Below are 17008 nucleotides of genomic sequence, written 5' to 3'. Positions count from 1 at the left end.
TTCAGAAAAGCCGTGAGCATATTTTACGCTCACGGCTTTTCTAAATCACAGTATATTAAACGTTTAGTTCATTTTGTAAAATAATATTGAAATCTTTTCCTTTTTGAACATACGTATCAATAGACAGCTGAATCATTTCAAGGTCTTGGTCGTTTAATTGTCGAACGACTTTTCCAGGGGAACCGATTACTAATGAACGTGGCGGAATAACCTTTCCAGAAGGAATTAACGTGTTCGCACCAATAATACACTCTTCTCCAATATCGGCGTGATCAAGAATCGTTGAGCCCATACCAATAATGGAACGTCTTTGAATTTTGCAACCATGCAATACTACATTATGTCCGACGGTTACTTCGTCTTCAATTTCAACAGGTGCATCTTCATATAGATGGATTGTAGAATTGTCTTGTATACTACAGCGCTTGCCAATTACAATCGCGCCCTCGTCTGCGCGTAGTACAGAGTTAAACCATATTGTAGATTCTTCACCAACTGTCACATCGCCAATCAAATAAGCACCTGGAGCAACGAAAGCGGATGCATCAACTACTGGGCTTTTCTTATTATAAGGTATAATCATGAGTTTCCTCCTCCAATATAATGAAATATATGATAAAGTATAACATAAAAGGGAGTGTATTGTATGAATTCGTTATGTAACGTATTATCTATCCAATATCCAATCATTCAAGGAGGTATGGGTGATATTAGTAGTCCTAAATTGGCGGCAGCTATTTCAGAAGCTGGTGGCTTAGGCACAATCGGTTGTGGAACCTCCACTATAGAAGAGGTTGATCGTAAAATTACTGATTTGAAATCTATAACTTCGCGTCCTTTTGCGGTAAATATTGCGATTAATGTAACTCCTTACGTCGAAGAATTACTAGAGTTGGTTATTAAACACCAAGTACCGGTTATATCTTTATCAGCAGGGAATCCGTCACCATACATTCAACGTTTACACAACCATGGAATCAAGGTTATAGCTATCATAGCATCTGTTAAACATGCTGTAAAAGCGGAAGAAGCTGGGGCAGATATACTTGTGGCAGAGGGGTTTGAAGCTGCTGGAATTAACTCACCGCTTGAATTAACTACCATGACATTGATCCCGCAAATCACTGCAAATGTTCAGATTCCTGTCGTAGCAGCAGGTGGAGTAGGCGATGGGAAAGGTTTGGCTGCAGCACTTGTTTTAGGTGCCGAAGGTGTTCAGATGGGCACGCGCTTTATAGCCACAAAGGAAATGCAGGCACACGAACATTATAAGCAACGTCTAGTAGACGCATCAGACGTAGAAACGAGAATTATTGGCCGTAAAGTGGGACGAGTAAGAAGAGTGTTAACAAACGAGTATGTAGCAACTTTAGAGAAGCGTGAAAAAGAAGGAATGACGCTAGAAGAATTTAATGAAGCAACAACTGAAGAACAGCATAAGTTGGGTGCTATTAAAGGAGACATGCAAAACGGATATATCAATAGCGGTCAGGTGGCTGGATTGATAGACGACGTTCCAACCGTTCAAGAGCTTATTGAGCGTATGATGGAAGAAGCGAAGGAAGCGTGCAAGCGTACTGGAAATTTATTGGGGACGAATACTAATTGATATAAAAGTAGCTTGCTCTCAGTTTTGAGGGCAAGTTACTTTTATATTTAAAGCCATAATATGAATATACATATAACTGTTATAGTAGTTCATTCATCGATAATAGTCAGCACAGTACGAATATCCTTACGTTCCTCAGGCTTAGGCACATGTTGCGGATAGCCGATCATTAGTGTTCCGACAATCTTTTCGTCTGACTTCACACCGATCGCATCTTTAAATACCGGGTCATGTGTCCAGTCATTCGTGCGCCAGATCATGCCGATTCCACGTTCCCATGCAGCCAACTGAAAGTTCTGGATCATCGCAGAAATTGCAGCATAGTCCTCATCCCAACGCTTTTTACGTGAATCTTCCGGCATGACGACGACTAAATGCAAAGGGATATCGCGGAAATATGCGGCTTTATTTTGTGCTTTTTCCGGTATATTCCCATCCTTTTCTTGGGATGCTAAAAACGCTTCTACAAATTTATCTTTGCCTTCATCCACATATAACTGAAAGCGCCACGGCTCGGTTAACTTATGATTCGGAGCCCATTTTGCGACGTTGAGTAGTTCTATTATTTCATCTATATCGACCGGGTCTTTTTTAAATTTCTTGATGGAGCGTCTGCCCATAATCGATTTCTCCACAGCATTTTTTCCTTCATAAACCATAGCTAAAAACTCCTTTTGATAGATAGAATCATTCTAAATGAAAACCATTATCAACTACTATGTTATCATAAAAAACCCCGTAAGAGCAAAGAATGCACTTACGAGGCAATGGTCATCTTATTTCAAGTAATAAATAGGGGAGCCAGGTCCAAGATCAATTCCTAGCAACATCCAAACAATTAACGTTATGCTCCAGAACAGCAAGAAGAACATGGAGTAGGGGAACATAACGGAAACGAGCGTCCCGATTCCCATCTTCTTATCGTATTTCTGGGCAAAGGCAATGATGATCGCGAAATAAGTCATGAGCGGTGAAATGATATTAGTCGAAGAATCCGCCACGCGATATGCCATTTGCGTCAGTTCAGGAGAATAGCCAAGTTGCATCATAATCGGTACGAAAACTGGAGCCATCATGGCCCATTTCGCAGATGCACTACCGATAAACAAGTTGATGAACGCTGCAATGACAATGAACATCAGTAACAAAGGAATCCCTGTTAAATTAATACTGTCAAGGAAGTTTGCGCCGTAAACACCTAACACTAAGCCCATATTAGACTCAGAGAAGAATGCGACGAACTGACTTGCTGTGAATGAAAGCACGATAAACATTCCCATTGCAGACATTGTCGTCGACATCATAGCGGCTACGTCTTTGTCATTACGGATCAATTTCGTTACTCTACCGTAGACGAGGCCTGGCACAAAGAACATAAATGCAATGATCGGCACGAGCGATTTCATAAATGGCGATTTGATGATCGGCATATCTGCTTCATCCCCGCGCAACGGAGCGCCTGGGAATATAACGAGAAGCGCAACCAATGCTCCTGCAATAACGACAGAAACACCTGCCAAAATCAAACCTTTCTTTTCCAGACGAGTTAGCTTTTCAACTTTCTCGCGGAATTCACCGTTATATTCTCCTAGACGAGGTTCTACAATCTTTTCTGTAACCCACGCACCAACGAATGTAAGAACGATAACGGAAAATGCGATGAAGTAGTAGTTCATGGCAATGTTCATACCTTCAGCATATTCGGGATTGATGATCGCTGCGGACATGATCGTCAATTCGCCAAGTAATGCATCAGTACCTGAAAGTAGCAAGTTTGCACTGAATCCACCGGAAACCCCGGCAAAGGCAGCTGCTAGACCCGCAAGAGGGTGTCTTCCAAGTGCTGCGAACAACACCGCACCAAGTGGCGGCAGGACAACGTAACCCGCATCAGACGCTACACTCGACATAACACCTGCAAATACTAATCCAAGCGTGATCATTCGTTTAGGAACAGACATCACAAAGCCGCGAAGTAAAGCACTGATCAATCCTGAACCTTCTGCGACCCCAATACCAAGCATCGTGATCAGCACGACACCAAGCGGAGCAAAACCGATAAAGTTATCGGTCATATTCGTAATGATGTAATGAATCCCTTCACTACTCAGTAAATTATTTACTTCAATCATTTCGCCTTCTTTACCCGGGTGTTCTGCGCTAACTCCGAAGTAAGAGACTACTGCTGAGATGACGATTACCAATAAAGCCAAAACAGCAAATAATGTAACCGGATGTGGTAATCGGTTACCGGTTTTCTCAATCATATCCAAAAACTTCTGGAAAAATCCTTTTTTCTGTTTATCCATGATAATCTCCTCTCACTTGAAAAATACTATTCAATCCATCATGAAAAGGTATAAATTTTTCAGATATTATCAAGTATATAGAAGAACGCTGTCGAGTGAAATGCTTTATTGAAATAATTAAATTGGAAGATAGTTGCGACTCTTGCGGGGAGTGTGAATAGTATAATAACGAAAGAAAAACCCACCAAATAGTAGGTGGGGAGACATGTACTAACCATATATTCTTATTTCACGAAGCACAAGTTTCATGCTAATTGAAACGCTTCAGCCAGTAGATAGAATGACTGCTCTCTCGCTTGTATATCGGGAATCATATTTAAAATCATGATTTCATCGACCATCGCTTGTTCTGCAAGAGAATCGAGCTGTTTTTTGACTTGAGAAGGGGTGCCGATGACAAAGCGTCCTTCATTCTCTTTCGTGACGGATTCTTCTGCAGGTGAGAATGAATGCGAAATTGCCTCCTCCAATGACGGCGGTGGCAATTTATAATTTCCCGTTCCCCAACGTGCCCATTGTAACTGTGCAGGAAGTGCAAGTTGATGTGCTCGTTCTTCTGTCTCCGCACATACTACGATCAAAGCAAGGATCCCTTTTGGTTCACTTAAGAATGGCGATGGTTTGAACCGTTCGCGATACGTTTGCAACATAGGAATTGCTAATCTCGGGTTAATATGTGCTGCGAACGCAAAGCCGAGTCCATATTCAGCAGCAAACTGCATACCCCCGTCACTTGACCCGAGCATAAACAAATTAGGTATGGACTCTTCTGCTGTGGCACTGATTTTGCTGAACGGATGCTCGTCTGGGAAGTCATTCGTGAAAAACGCCAGTAATTCTGCAAACTGTTCAGGGAAGTCATATGTGGTCACAGCTTCCCGTGACCGTCTTAATGCCAATGCAGTTATACCGTCAGTACCGGGTGCACGCCCAATACCAAGATCGATGCGCCCTGGATGCAACGATTCCAACAATGAAAAGTTCTCAACGACTTTCAATGGACTATGGTTCGGTAGCATGATCCCGCCTGAACCAACACGAATTCGTTGCGTGTGAGCCGCGGCATGTGTTGCCAGCAAGTCAGGAGAAGAACTTACTTGAAACCTCGTATTGTGATGTTCCGCAAACCAATAGCGTGTATAACCGAGTCGATCTGCCAGTTGAACTAGATTAGTAGAATGTTGCAATGTTTGGCTAGCTGTATCGTTATTATAAATCGTTGCTAAATCGAGAATAGATAATTGGATAGGTGGTTGTTTGCTCATAGCTTTTGACACAGTAATTCCTCCCTTTACATGTAATGGTATAGGAAGGAGTTACGGATGTTAAGAGAAATGACTGTCAAGAATCACCTTTTATTTGGGTCGTCTTTCTTTAAAACCGTGCTTGAAAATTTCTTGTACATTGTTGATGGTGACGTATGCATCTTCGTCTACTCGCTCCAAAATACGTCGCAACTGTACAATTTCTGTCTGGTTAATAATAATATATAAAATCGCTTGTTTCTCGAGTGTATAGCCGCCGCGGCCGTCAAGAATCGTCACGCCTCTACCCATTGTTGTGAGTAATTCATGTCGAATATCTTCTTGGTGTTTCGAAATGATCATCACGGCTTTTCGGTCATCTGCCCCGTCTACGATTCTATCAATTACTTTTGCACCCACATACACAGCAACGAGTGTAAACATGGCTTTTTCTTTACCAATAACAAAGGCTGACAATAAAATGACGGAAATATCAATGACTAGCATTGCCTTCCCGACACTCCAGCCAAGCCATTGCTGAAGCATTCGGGCAACCGTAGTCGCGCCGCCGGAAGTGCCGCCCACACGAAAGATCAGGCCGAGCCCCCCACCAACAAATAAACCGGCAAACAACGCAGCTAGTAATGTATCGCTGCCCAGCTGTTCTCCCCAATTCTTCGTTAACTCTAGGAAAATGGACGAGAATATAATGGTGACGACAGTATAGATAATCGTCCGCTTACTGAAGAACCTATACCCGATGGCAACGAGTGCTAAGTTGATCACGAAACTGACAAGTCCAGGTGACCATTCAAATAAATAGTATGTAATAATGGTAATCCCGATGACGCCGCCTTCAGATAGCATATTCGGAATCGCGAAGTAGTTGATCCCCATTGCGAATATGAACGACCCTAAGATTAATGCGGCATAATCAAGTAGTGTTCGTTGCATATAATCCCTTCTTTCCGAAAAGACAACATACTATAGTATGCCGCTTCTATGCTTTCCATGAAGTATCTACTGTAAATGCACTATACCTGTTGGTCGTTCTATCAAAACATATAAATCAACTAGTGATAGTTGATCCCTTCAGTTTTCAGTCCATGTCAATAAAAATCCCTTTTATAACAGGCACGTCTTCATCATCTTTCCCTTCATACGTACCGTATACGGACACATCAAAGTCTTCCAAAATATCGCTACGCTCCCCGAGTCGGATGTCTTTCACGTACACAATTTCACTTGAAGACTCATCTGTTTTGCTTTGCACAGTTAGCGTTCCTTCGTTAACAGCTGTCACGGTCCCTAGAAACTTCACTTTGGAATTGACGGGTACTTGATCATCAGCAAATGCAGCATACTCATGTTCTACTGTATCTGCTTTTAAACCCTCTTCTACTTCGTTACCTGCTTGTTCTACTGGTGCTGTCTCTTCTACTGGCTCCGTTGATTCAATCGATTCTTTCGGTTCGTCATTGTTACAAGCTGCTAATAGAGCAGCAGTTATCATTATTGCGAATAATTTTTTCATGTAAGATCGCCTCCAATAGTAATCATAAGGAACTTTTGCAAAAAAGAAAACCTTTGTCTTGGATTAGAGGCATAAAAAAGATTGTGGGAATAGACTAGATGTAAAGGATCAACCCAATTAGAAAGGATGGAGGAGTGAACAAGCTATTTACGAAATCTACCGTCGCGTTGGCAATTTTAGTCATGACTTGGGGTATTAGTTGGCCGATTTACAAACTATCGATCGTGTATGCACCGCCACTATTATTCTCGGGAATGCGTGCGTTGCTGGGCGGTTGTTTGATTGTATTGCTGATTATAAAACTGTATGACAGATTGCAATGGCGTCAGCATTGGCGGAAGTATTGTATTTCAGCTTTGTTCAACACCGTCCTATTTTTCGGATTGCATACGATTGGACTACACTACTTGCCAGGTGGGCTATTCTCCGTACTTGTATATTTCCAGCCGGTCCTTCTCGGATTATTTGCTTGGATGTGGTTAGGTGAAAATATGACTGCGATTAAAGTAATCGGTCTGTTGATTGGATTCATTGGAATTATTGTAGTGAGCGTTGAACACTTTACTACCCAGGTTTCCATACTCGGTGTGATATTGGGTGTGATGACGGCTTTCTTTTGGGCAATTGGTGTTGCCTATGTGAAGAAAGTAAGTGAGGAAATAGATGCGTATTGGATGGTAGCGATGCAATTTACTATAGGCGGTGTGGTGCTGCTGATACTCAGTGCCATTACAGAGAACTGGTCTGCGATAGAATGGCATCCAATGTATGTATTCGGACTGGGATTTGGTGCAACGATGGGCATTCCGGTTGCCTATATCATCTATTACTCGCTCATTCGTGCAGGAGAGGCAAGTAAGGTAGCTGTCTTTACCTTTTTAGTCCCTGTAATTTCCGTGTTTATTAGTACTGTATTTGTTGGCGAGCCGATGACGCATACGTTGTGGGTGGGTTTGTTGTTAGTCGTGGTCAGTATTTGCTTTGTTAACTATCGCAAAAAAGTTCCTGTTACACTGACGGATACAAGTAATTAGGAGTGATGGATTCATTACTTAAAAATGAAGGTATTCTGAACGGGCAAACTCTAAGTAGGCGCATCATTCGGATTTCACTATAGACTACCATGTCCTAAATTCTAATACTTTCAAAGAGGGCGTTTCATGACCGTACATACGACTGTACCTAAGAGAATGTATAAAGGGGTGTGTAAATATAGGATAGTGCGCGGTTTTGCAGTTTATTGTCTGAAAAAGCGATCAGAAGAGTTAGACTTCTGATCGCTTTTTTTAGTGACTTGAATTCGCGGTAATTATAGCTTTTCAACTGCTTCTTTAATCGGTGTAGAGCCTCCAATTACTTGGAACTCTTTACCGATCGTTGAATCGTTTTCCAAACAAGCAAAAATGACTTCTGCGATATCATTCCGTGGAACTTCCTTTGGTTCGACAGTAGTTGCAGCTTCTACTTTGCCTGTTCCTTTGTCGTTTGTTAAAGCGCCTGGGTGAATCATCGTATAGTCTAGATCGGTCGAGCGTAACCACTCGTCTGCGTAGTGTTTTGCTACAACGTACGGTGCAAATGATTCCGACGCTTCCTGGATTGCTTTGCGTGTCGTGTCGTACGAGCTAATCATGATGAAGCGTTTAACGTCAGCTTTCTCCGCTGCTTGTATAGTTTTGATCGCACCGTCGAGGTCAATGAGCATAGTTTTATCTGGACCTGTTTTGGGGCCAGAGCCGGCTGTGAAGACGATAGCATCCACACCGTTTGCTGCTTTGACGATATCGTCCACTTCGCCTTCAAGATCTACAAGTACAGTTTCAGCACCAATCTTCTTGAAATGTTCCGCTTGTTCTTGCTTACGGATCATTGCTTTCGCTTCAAGTGTGTCGCTATCTTGAATCAATGATACTAGCTGTTTACCGACTTGACCGTTTGCACCTACAACTAAAACTTTCATTTTATTTTCATCCTTTCGATATATAAATATAATAAATACACCTTCTTACTGTACCCGGTCTATTCAATTCCAAAACTGTACATTAGTTTTCAGGTTGCTATAATACGTGTACGATTACTAATTTTATTAGGAGCGGAATTATGAATGTAAAACTAATATGGCGCCATTTGTATCAATCGGAGGCGGCAAGAATTGCATTTATTGCAATCTTGACAGCTCTTACCGGTGAATTGAAAGTGATGCCGTTTGACGGAGAAATGTTTCGTTTTGCGTTGGGCGGTATATTGTTCTTTTTACTGATTCTTATTTATCCACCGGTCTCCATTTTACGCACAGGATTTGTAACAGCAATTACTGTGGTAGCATTTCGTGTGCTGAAAGAGCTGTGGCTTGGCGCTGCTTTGCTTGAGAGTTTACAGATGCATGTACCGGTCTTTTTATTTTACTTTATCGTGGCGGTTGGCTGGCATTTTGTAGGTCTTGAAAAGTATAAGTCTTTACCGCTTCGACTGGGAGCATTGGCTTTCTTATTTGAAGTAATGAGCAACACGTCTGAGCATGCACTGCGTAATTGGTGGCAACATGGTTCTCTGCTTAATGGTAAAGAGTGGGGGATCCTAGTCGGGGTCGCATTATTACGCAGTTTCTTCACGGTTGGATTGTATAGTTCGGTGGCATTATCAAAAGAGAAGCAGCGTGTAGAGGAAATGCTAGAGGTAGGTTCAGAGTTATATGCGGAAGCACTGTATTTGCAAAAATCCATGAACCACATAGAACAAATTACTGCGTCAAGTCATGACTTGTACCGCAAGCTCAAAAAAGAGAATCAACGGGAACTGAGCACCCAGGCGTTGCACATCGCACAGGAAATCCACGAAGTGAAAAAAGATTCCGAGCGAATTTTAGCGGGGCTGTCAAAGTGGACAACACGGCAACAGGTAGAGGCATTTTATCTATCTGATTTACTTGGCATGGTCGTCACTGCGAATGAAAAGTACAGTGAAATGATTGGTAAAGAATGTACAGTGGAAACAGTCATTGATGAGGACTTCCAAACAGGCCAGCATGTACCTTTACTTGCAGTGTTGAACAATTTGACAGCGAACGCAGTAGAAGCCCTTGAAGAAAAAGGTCATGTACTCATTACGGTTGAGCATGATGAAGAATGGATGCGTTTTAGTGTACGTGATTCAGGAAAAGGAATACCTGTTGAACATGAAGATATAATATTTGAACCAGGATACACGACGAAATTTACGGATCAAGGAACAGCGGCAACGGGTATTGGGTTGTCACATGTAAGCGCAATTATCGATGCAATGCAAGGTACAATTGTTGTAGAGCGTCTGAATCAAGGACTGAAAGTACTAGTGGAAATCCCTATGGAGTCCATCATGAAGGAGATAGAAGGATGAGATATTTTATCGTAGATGATGACAAAGCAAGTCGCGTGATGCTGAAAAATATACTAGCTGAGCAAGAAGGGAATGTGATTGGTGAGGCGGATAGTGGAGTGAAAGCTATTCCTCAAATTTTATCCTTGGTACCAGACGTCGTGTTAATCGATTTATTGATGCCTGACCTTGATGGAATCGAAACGATTCAGCAACTGAAAACACAGGGCTTTAGCGGACAATTCATTATGCTGAGTCAAGTAGTTAATAAAGAAATGGTCGGTGAAGCCTATCAAGTCGGTGTCGAGTTTTTCATACATAAGCCGATCAATCAAATAGAGGTACAGAGCATAGTACGTCGTACAGCGGAACAGTTACGTCTAAAAAGCTCGTTATTGACGATTCGAGAATCACTGGCACAATTCGGTTCTGTTGAACAGCCTAAAGTACACCAATCGGTGAAGGATATTGTTCTGAAGAAGCTACATGATATGGGGATATTTAGTGATAGTGCAAGTCGCGACATCGTAGCGATCATGGAAGTCTTGATTGAGCAACGAGCCGTTCAACTACCGCCTTTAAAGGGTTTGTATGAAGCCGCGCTAACGAAACTAGGTGTACAAGAACGAAATATTTCAAAAGAAAGCAAGGCGATGGAGCAAAGAATCCGTCGATCGATTCTAACGGCAATGGAACACTTGGCATCACTTGGCGCAGTGGATTATACCATCGATGAATTTGAATACTATGCACCGCGCTTCTTTGATTTCCAAGAAATTAGTATGAGAATGAAACAGATTCAGGAAGAACATTTCGATAGTAAGCCTATCAAAGTGAACAGTAAGAAGTTTCTACATGTGTTGTATATGGAGACAGTAGAAGAACGAAAATAGTTTTGTAGGATGCTGTAGAATTTTGTAGGCCCCCTGTAAGATATGATTAAGTTACTGAAAGAAAGCGTTTTCAGAGAACGTCTAAGGGGGATTATCGATGAAAAAGATATTTAAATTGTCTTTGGCTTACCAAATATTGATTGGATTGGTTTTAGGTATTGCAGTCGGTGCAATCTTCTATGGTAATCCTAATGTAGAGAGATACTTACAGCCAATCGGCACGATGTTCATCAATATGATTAAAATGATTGTAGTGCCTATTATTATTTCGACGCTCGTAATCGGAGTAGCAGGTACAGGTGATATAAAGAAATTAGGAAAGCTTGGCGGTAAAACGCTTTTATATTTTGAAATTGTGACAACGATTGCGATTATTGTGGGACTTATGTCTGCTAATATCTTCAAGCCGGGTGAAGGCATTGATATGTCTTCTCTAGAAAAAGGCGACATTTCGCAATATGTAGAAACGACAGAAGAAGTGCAGAATGGCGGCTTCATGGATGTGTTAGTCGGCATCGTGCCAAGTAATATTGTAGACTCGATGGCGAATGGCGATATGTTGCCCATCATTTTCTTCTCTGTACTATTTGGATTAGGTGTAGCCGCAATCGGAGAGCGCGGCAAACCGGTTCTGGAAGTTTTCCAAGGAGTCGCAGATGCGATGTTCTGGGTCACGAATATGATTATGAAGTTCGCACCGTTTGGTGTATTTGCGTTAATTGGTGTAACCGTGTCTAAATTTGGTTTGGAATCACTCATTCCGATGGGTAAATTAATGGTTCTTGTATATGCAACGATGATCTTCTTCATCATCGTCGTGTTAGGTGGAATCGCGAAGATGGTCGGTGTGAACATCTTCCACTTCATGAAGATCTTGAAAGACGAATTAATTTTAGCGTTTTCTACGTCCAGTTCGGAAACAGTATTACCGAAAGTGATGGAGAAAATGGAGAAGTTCGGAAGTCCAAAAGACATCGTATCTTTCGTGGTACCGACTGGTTATTCATTTAACTTAGATGGATCTACGCTGTACCAAGCATTGGCAGCCATGTTCATTGCGCAAATGTATGGAATTCAGTTGAGTATTACGGAACAAATCACATTGGTGTTAGTGCTGATGATTACGTCCAAGGGAATTGCAGGCGTACCTGGCGTTTCATTCGTCGTATTACTTGCGACACTAGGAACAGTAGGTATTCCGCTTGAAGGCTTGGCGTTCATCGCCGGTATCGACCGTTTGCTGGATATGGCCCGTACGGTAGTGAACGTAGTCGGAAACGCACTTGCAACGGTAGTTATGTCGAAGTGGGAAGGTCGCTTCGGTGAGGAAACAGTGAAGACTGAAAGCGAACCGCAATATGTCTTTGCAGAAGAGAAATTAGTTTAATCGAACGCTGTCCTCTTAATGGAGGACAGTTTTTTTATGGAGTTTATGGAGATAGACAGGCATAGTGACGACATTCAATTGTAGGAATGCTTGATTTGTTATATGATTAGCAGTATGGAATAACAAGAGTGCGGTTTTTACTAAGGAGGAAATGAAGTAATGAGCAATCAGCAAAATGATTTTACAAAGTGGTATATCGATACAATTCAGAAAGCAGATTTGATGGATTATACACCAGTGCGTGGATGTATCGCGTTTAAACCAGACGGCTACGAAATCTGGGAGCATATTCAGGATGAAATGAATCGTCGATTTAAAGAGACGGGTCACCGTAACGCCTATTTCCCAATGCTAATTCCAGAGTCGTTTTTCGAAAAAGAAAAAGATCATATCGAAGGATTTTCTCCAGAATTGCCATGGGTAACGGAGGCAGCAGGTGAGAAATTGGAAGAGCGTTTGGCGCTACGTCCGACGTCTGAAACGATGATAGGACATCTGTATGCTGACTGGATCAAGAGCTATCGCGATCTTCCGGTACTGATCAACCAGTGGGCAAACGTATTCCGCTGGGAGAAAAAGACGCTACCATTCATTCGGACATCTGAATTCTTATGGCAAGAAGGACATACTGCACATGTAGACGAAGAAGAAGCGCGCCATGAAACGATGCAGATGTTAGATATCTACAAAGAAGTTGTAGAAGACTTACTTGCAATTCCTGTATACGACGGTCAGAAAACACCTTCTGAGCGCTTTGCGGGTGCGGTGGATACATTCTCGATTGAGGCAATGATGAAAGACGGTAAAGCGGTACAAGCTGGAACTTCACATTATCTTGGGACAAAGTTTGCGGAAGCATTCGATATTAAATATTTAACTAAGGAAAATAAGCACCAGTTCGTGCATACAACATCTTGGGGAACGTCTACACGCTTAATCGGTTCCGTCATTATGGTGCATGGCGACGAGCAAGGTCTTGTATTGCCACCGCGTGTTGCACCGACACAAGTCGTGCTAATCCCAGTAGGCCCTTGGAAGAAGAACCCGGCCATTATGGAAAAGTTGGATGAAATCTACGCTGAATTGAAATCTAAAGGCATTCGTGTCCGTTTAGATGATTCGGATCAGTCTCCAGGATTCAAGTTTAACGAGTATGAATTAAAAGGTGTTCCGGTACGTCTAGAACTTGGACCACGTGATCTTGACAACAATCAAGCATTGATGAAAGCGCGTGACGGCGGTGAGAAAGTAGCAGTCGAGTTGAATGAAGCCGTTGCTAGCATTGAACAAGAACTACAGACGATGCAAAAGCGTTTGCTTGAAAATGCTCGCACGTTCCGTGACGAAAATTCCCATACGAATATCGATACGTTAGACGAGTTGAAGAAGCATATTGAAGATAGTGCGACTAACGAAGTAACTCCAGGTTGGATCCTTGCGGGCTGGTGTGGCGATGACGCATGTGAAGAACATGTCAAAGACGAAACGAAGTTTACGACACGAAATATTCCATTCAACCCACCGACGGAGAAATCGACTTGTATTAATTGTGGTAATAAGTCGAAGCATACAGTTTGGTTTGCGAGAGCGTACTAATAAAAAACAAAAGCTGTTCCACGAATTTTTCGTGGAACAGCTTTTTTAGTGATTGTAGGTTCAAATACTGTAGAGCATGAAGTGGTGTTGTATTGGAGATTGAGGCTCCAGTTTATTAATCAGTCGTCCAATTTCAAACCTTTCAACGCATCCGCAAATGGATTGTTAATAGGCTCATCGTCATTATTCTTTTTCAAATATTTCTGTACATCACGCTTGTTGACCTTACCTTTTGAATTTTTCTCGCGACGTGCCTTAAATGTAGAGAGCTTTTCGCGATAGCCACACTTACACGTAAAGATTTGTCCTTCACCTTCACCGCGCAGCTCCATCTTCTTCTTACACTGCGGACAACGTGCATTTGTGACGCGGGAGACGTTTTTACGGTGACCACATTCGCGATCCTGACAAACGAGCATCTTGCCATGTTTGCCGTTTACTTCAAGCATCGGCTTCCCGCAGTCTGGACATGTTTTTGTTGAAATATTATCATGCTTAAACTTTGCATCACTCGCTTTAATCTCTGACACAATTTCTTTCGTATAGCGCTTCATTTCATTAATAAACGCTTCTTTTTTTAACTGTCCTTTGGCGATTTTCTCTAATTTCAGTTCCCACTCAGCTGTTAGCAAAGGGGATTTCAATTCGTCTGGTACTAATTCGAGCAACTGTTTTCCTTTGTTCGTGACGTGGATGTCTTTGCCACGTTTTTCGATCAAGAAGGAGTTGAAGAGTTTGTCGATAATATCAGCGCGTGTTGCGACGGTCCCGAGTCCGCCTGTGGACTTCAAAGTGTCTGCGAGTTTCTTATCCTGTAAACCCATATACCTCGTTGGGTTTTCCATGGCGGATAGTAGTGTCGCTTCGTTGAAACGAGCTGGGGGCTTTGTTTGCCCAGATGTTTCTTTGATGAGTTTGATGTCGAGCCGATCACCTGCTACGAGCTTAGGTAATAATTGTTCTTTTGTGTCTTGTTCCGCTTCTTCTTCGTCAAATTGGTTGTTATATACTTCTTTCCAACCAGCAGTCAAAATGGTTTTACCACGTGCTGTGAATCTTTCATCTGCTATTTTTGCATGAACTGTTAATTGTTCGTATTCATGTGCTGGGAACAAAACAGCTAAGAATCGCTTGACGACTAGATCATAAATTTTCCGCTCGCGATCGGACAGTTTATCAAGAAATACGATTTCTTCTGTCGGAATGATTGCGTGATGATCGGATACTTTGCTGTCGTCAACGAAAGATTTACTCGTTTTAATTGGTTTCTTCAATATTTTATTCGCAAGAGAGCGATATTCGCCTATGCCGACTGTTTTCAAGCGCTCGGGGAGTGTGGCAACGAGATCATTTGAAAGGAAACGAGAGTCGGTACGTGGATAGGTGAGTATTTTATGCTGTTCATATAACTTTTGCATAATGTTGAGTGTATCTTTTGCTGAGTAGCCAAACATTTTATTGGCATCGCGTTGTAATTCAGTCAAATCGTAAAGGCCTGGTGAGAAAGTTTTTTTCGCTTTCTTCTCGACACTTTCAATGATCGCCGGTTTTCCATCGACTTTTTTGACGATTGCGGATAGTTTGTCTCGATCAAATGAACGTGTGTCGCCGGTTTTGGCATCTTGCCAAGTCAGTTTCAGTTTAGTGTCAGACTGTGCTTCGACGCCATAAAATGTTTTGGGACGGAAGGTGTTAATTTCTTCTTCGCGTTGTGCAATGATTGCGACGACAGGCGTCTGCACGCGTCCGCAGTTAAGTTGTGCGTTAAATTTGGTTGTCAGGGCACGCGTAGCATTAAGACCGATATACCAATCGGCTTCAGAACGTGCGACGGCTGCCTCGAATAAATTTTCATACGCTTTACCTGGCTTTAACTGGGCGAAACCATCTTTAATTGCTTTGTCCGTTACGGATGAAATCCACAGACGCTTGATCGGCTTCTTCACCTTTGCTTTTTCAATGATCCAACGAGCAACTAACTCGCCTTCACGTCCCGCGTCAGTACTGATAATGATATCTGAAACGTCTGTACGAAGAAGTTGCGCTTTTACGGCATTGTATTGTCTGTTCGTTTGTTTGATGACCGTTAGTTTCAAATCCTCGGGCATCATCGGCAGATCATCCAATTTCCACGTCTTGAATTTCGTATCGTAATTTTCAGGGTCAGCGAGCGTTACTAAGTGTCCGAGTGCCCACGTCACGATATATTTATCGCCTTCTAAATAGCCGTTACCTTTTTTATTGCAATTCAGCACACGGGCAATATCCCGCGCTACAGAAGGTTTCTCCGCCAGTACTACACTTTTTTTCATATAATGAACTCCTTTTTATATACATGTCGAAAAACTCCTCCAACAGATAAGGTTTTTGGCCTTATGCTATATGAAGGAGTTACTTACTAAAAAGTGTAAACTAGTCCGGAAGTTTCGTCAATTAAGGGAGACGTATACGTTTTGTGAGATCATCACTAGACATATAGGAGTTGTAAAGTGGAAAGTGAAAATGAATACAGAATAGGGCTCGATATGCAGGATGGAGTGAAAATACAAGACTGAACACATAATCTTTTTGTATACTGTATATAACACTATAGAAACGAGGGATTTCCATGTCAGAATTAAAAGATCGTTTAATGGCCGATATAAAGACAGCGATGAAAGAAAAAGACACAATGAAAAAAGGTGTCATCAATTTATTGCGTGCAGGTCTACAGAATGAATCACTTGAATTAAAGCGTGAACTGACGAAAGAAGAAGAAATCAAAATCGTTCAGCGTGAACTTAAGCAAACAAAACAATCGCTCGAAGAAGGTCAAAAAGCCAATCGCGAAGATATCGTGGAAGCGGAAAAAGCAAAAATAGCGATTGTCGAGTCCTATTTGCCGAAACAGATGAATGTGGAAGAAGTAAAAGAGCTAATTGCTTCATTAGGTATTTCAAAAGACGCCTCAATGGGTCAGACCATAGGCGTTGTAATGAAGGAAGTTGCTGGTCGTGCGGAAGGAAAGACGGTTTCGCAGGCAGTTAAAGAGTATTTGCAGAATTGATCTACGAATAAAGAACTGGACGACAAGTAGTGTACT

At 42.1% G+C, this 17008-nt stretch carries 15 protein-coding genes; 7 read left to right on the top strand and 8 right to left on the bottom strand.

The window, feature by feature from the left end; translation table 11 throughout:
- Positions 1-55: 55 nt before the first annotated feature.
- Positions 56-583, bottom strand: coding sequence for a gamma carbonic anhydrase family protein (locus tag CSV61_RS10700; RefSeq protein WP_083034599.1), 528 nt, complete (start codon positions 581-583; stop codon positions 56-58).
- A 63-nt stretch (positions 584-646) separates the two neighbouring features.
- Between CSV61_RS10700 and CSV61_RS10695 the strand changes: the two genes are divergently transcribed.
- Complete coding sequence (locus CSV61_RS10695) at positions 647-1609, top strand: NAD(P)H-dependent flavin oxidoreductase (protein WP_083034600.1); 963 nt, start codon at positions 647-649, stop codon at positions 1607-1609.
- Positions 1610-1698: 89 nt separating this feature from the next.
- Here the strand turns inward: CSV61_RS10695 and CSV61_RS10690 are convergent, their stop codons facing one another.
- The 5 genes from CSV61_RS10690 to CSV61_RS10670 form a co-directional block, all read right to left on the bottom strand.
- Positions 1699-2268 (bottom strand): nitroreductase family protein, encoded by a 570-nt coding sequence (locus CSV61_RS10690; RefSeq protein ID WP_099639214.1) that lies wholly within the window; start codon positions 2266-2268, stop codon positions 1699-1701.
- A gap of 117 nt (positions 2269-2385) precedes the next feature.
- Entirely contained in the window at positions 2386-3918 is a 1533-nt protein-coding gene (locus tag CSV61_RS10685) for an AbgT family transporter (RefSeq protein ID WP_099639213.1), read from the bottom strand.
- A 245-nt stretch (positions 3919-4163) separates the two neighbouring features.
- Positions 4164-5195 carry an LLM class flavin-dependent oxidoreductase gene (locus CSV61_RS10680; RefSeq protein WP_233193582.1) on the bottom strand — a complete coding sequence of 344 codons (1032 nt, stop codon included), beginning with the start codon at positions 5193-5195 and terminating at the stop codon, positions 4164-4166.
- Positions 5196-5273: 78 nt separating this feature from the next.
- A complete protein-coding gene (locus CSV61_RS10675) occupies positions 5274-6116 on the bottom strand; it encodes a YitT family protein (RefSeq protein ID WP_083034603.1) in 843 nt (280 codons plus the stop codon).
- 145 nt (positions 6117-6261) lie between these two features.
- Entirely contained in the window at positions 6262-6696 is a 435-nt protein-coding gene (locus tag CSV61_RS10670) for a hypothetical protein (RefSeq protein WP_083034604.1), read from the bottom strand.
- A gap of 134 nt (positions 6697-6830) precedes the next feature.
- Between CSV61_RS10670 and CSV61_RS10665 the strand changes: the two genes are divergently transcribed.
- Complete coding sequence (locus tag CSV61_RS10665) at positions 6831-7730, top strand: DMT family transporter (RefSeq protein ID WP_099639212.1); 900 nt, start codon at positions 6831-6833, stop codon at positions 7728-7730.
- 275 nt (positions 7731-8005) lie between these two features.
- On the opposite strand, the gene CSV61_RS10660 is transcribed toward CSV61_RS10665, so the two are convergent.
- Complete coding sequence (locus tag CSV61_RS10660) at positions 8006-8656, bottom strand: SDR family oxidoreductase (protein ID WP_099639211.1); 651 nt, start codon at positions 8654-8656, stop codon at positions 8006-8008.
- A 140-nt stretch (positions 8657-8796) separates the two neighbouring features.
- Between CSV61_RS10660 and CSV61_RS10655 the strand changes: the two genes are divergently transcribed.
- From CSV61_RS10655 to proS, 4 genes are all read left to right on the top strand, one after another.
- Positions 8797-10071, top strand: a complete 1275-nt coding sequence (locus tag CSV61_RS10655) for a sensor histidine kinase (RefSeq protein WP_099639210.1) — start codon at positions 8797-8799, stop codon at positions 10069-10071.
- The gene (locus tag CSV61_RS10650; protein ID WP_099639209.1) at positions 10068-10943 is read left to right on the top strand and encodes a response regulator; all 876 of its coding nucleotides are present in this window, start codon (positions 10068-10070) and stop codon (positions 10941-10943) included. The genes CSV61_RS10655 and CSV61_RS10650 overlap by 4 nt, the downstream gene beginning before the upstream one ends.
- A 97-nt stretch (positions 10944-11040) precedes the next feature.
- Entirely contained in the window at positions 11041-12330 is a 1290-nt protein-coding gene (locus CSV61_RS10645; protein ID WP_099639208.1) for a cation:dicarboxylate symporter family transporter, read from the top strand.
- Between the two features lie 159 nt (positions 12331-12489).
- On the top strand, positions 12490-13926 hold the full coding sequence (proS, locus tag CSV61_RS10640) for a proline--tRNA ligase (protein WP_099639207.1): 1437 nt from the start codon (positions 12490-12492) through the stop codon (positions 13924-13926).
- A 119-nt stretch (positions 13927-14045) separates the two neighbouring features.
- On the opposite strand, the gene CSV61_RS10635 is transcribed toward proS, so the two are convergent.
- A complete protein-coding gene (locus tag CSV61_RS10635; protein ID WP_099639206.1) occupies positions 14046-16238 on the bottom strand; it encodes a DNA topoisomerase III in 2193 nt (730 codons plus the stop codon).
- A gap of 296 nt (positions 16239-16534) precedes the next feature.
- Between CSV61_RS10635 and CSV61_RS10630 the strand changes: the two genes are divergently transcribed.
- Entirely contained in the window at positions 16535-16972 is a 438-nt protein-coding gene (locus tag CSV61_RS10630) for a GatB/YqeY domain-containing protein (RefSeq protein ID WP_099639205.1), read from the top strand.
- Positions 16973-17008 lie beyond the last annotated feature (36 nt).

It is taken from the genome of Sporosarcina sp. P3, from assembly GCF_002743415.1.
Classification (GTDB): domain Bacteria; phylum Bacillota; class Bacilli; order Bacillales_A; family Planococcaceae; genus Sporosarcina; species Sporosarcina ureae_A.
Note: the sequence above shows the minus strand (reverse complement) of the source record. Positions and strands in the feature narration are given on the sequence as shown.

What these genes read in the sequence shown, in the direction of transcription:
- CSV61_RS10655 (WP_099639210.1), top strand. Translation starts at nt 8,797, where the DNA reads ATGAATGTAAAACTAATATGGCGCCATTTGTATCAATCGGAGGCGGCA.
- CSV61_RS10690 (WP_099639214.1), bottom strand. Translation starts at nt 2,268, where the DNA reads ATGGTTTATGAAGGAAAAAATGCTGTGGAGAAATCGATTATGGGCAGA.
- CSV61_RS10685 (WP_099639213.1), bottom strand. Translation starts at nt 3,918, where the DNA reads ATGGATAAACAGAAAAAAGGATTTTTCCAGAAGTTTTTGGATATGATT.
- CSV61_RS10660 (WP_099639211.1), bottom strand. Translation starts at nt 8,656, where the DNA reads ATGAAAGTTTTAGTTGTAGGTGCAAACGGTCAAGTCGGTAAACAGCTA.
- CSV61_RS10700 (WP_083034599.1), bottom strand. Translation starts at nt 583, where the DNA reads ATGATTATACCTTATAATAAGAAAAGCCCAGTAGTTGATGCATCCGCT.
- CSV61_RS10650 (WP_099639209.1), top strand. Translation starts at nt 10,068, where the DNA reads ATGAGATATTTTATCGTAGATGATGACAAAGCAAGTCGCGTGATGCTG.
- CSV61_RS10635 (WP_099639206.1), bottom strand. Translation starts at nt 16,238, where the DNA reads ATGAAAAAAAGTGTAGTACTGGCGGAGAAACCTTCTGTAGCGCGGGAT.
- CSV61_RS10645 (WP_099639208.1), top strand. Translation starts at nt 11,041, where the DNA reads ATGAAAAAGATATTTAAATTGTCTTTGGCTTACCAAATATTGATTGGA.
- CSV61_RS10675 (WP_083034603.1), bottom strand. Translation starts at nt 6,116, where the DNA reads ATGCAACGAACACTACTTGATTATGCCGCATTAATCTTAGGGTCGTTC.
- CSV61_RS10670 (WP_083034604.1), bottom strand. Translation starts at nt 6,696, where the DNA reads ATGAAAAAATTATTCGCAATAATGATAACTGCTGCTCTATTAGCAGCT.
- proS (WP_099639207.1), top strand. Translation starts at nt 12,490, where the DNA reads ATGAGCAATCAGCAAAATGATTTTACAAAGTGGTATATCGATACAATT.
- CSV61_RS10630 (WP_099639205.1), top strand. Translation starts at nt 16,535, where the DNA reads ATGTCAGAATTAAAAGATCGTTTAATGGCCGATATAAAGACAGCGATG.
- CSV61_RS10695 (WP_083034600.1), top strand. Translation starts at nt 647, where the DNA reads ATGAATTCGTTATGTAACGTATTATCTATCCAATATCCAATCATTCAA.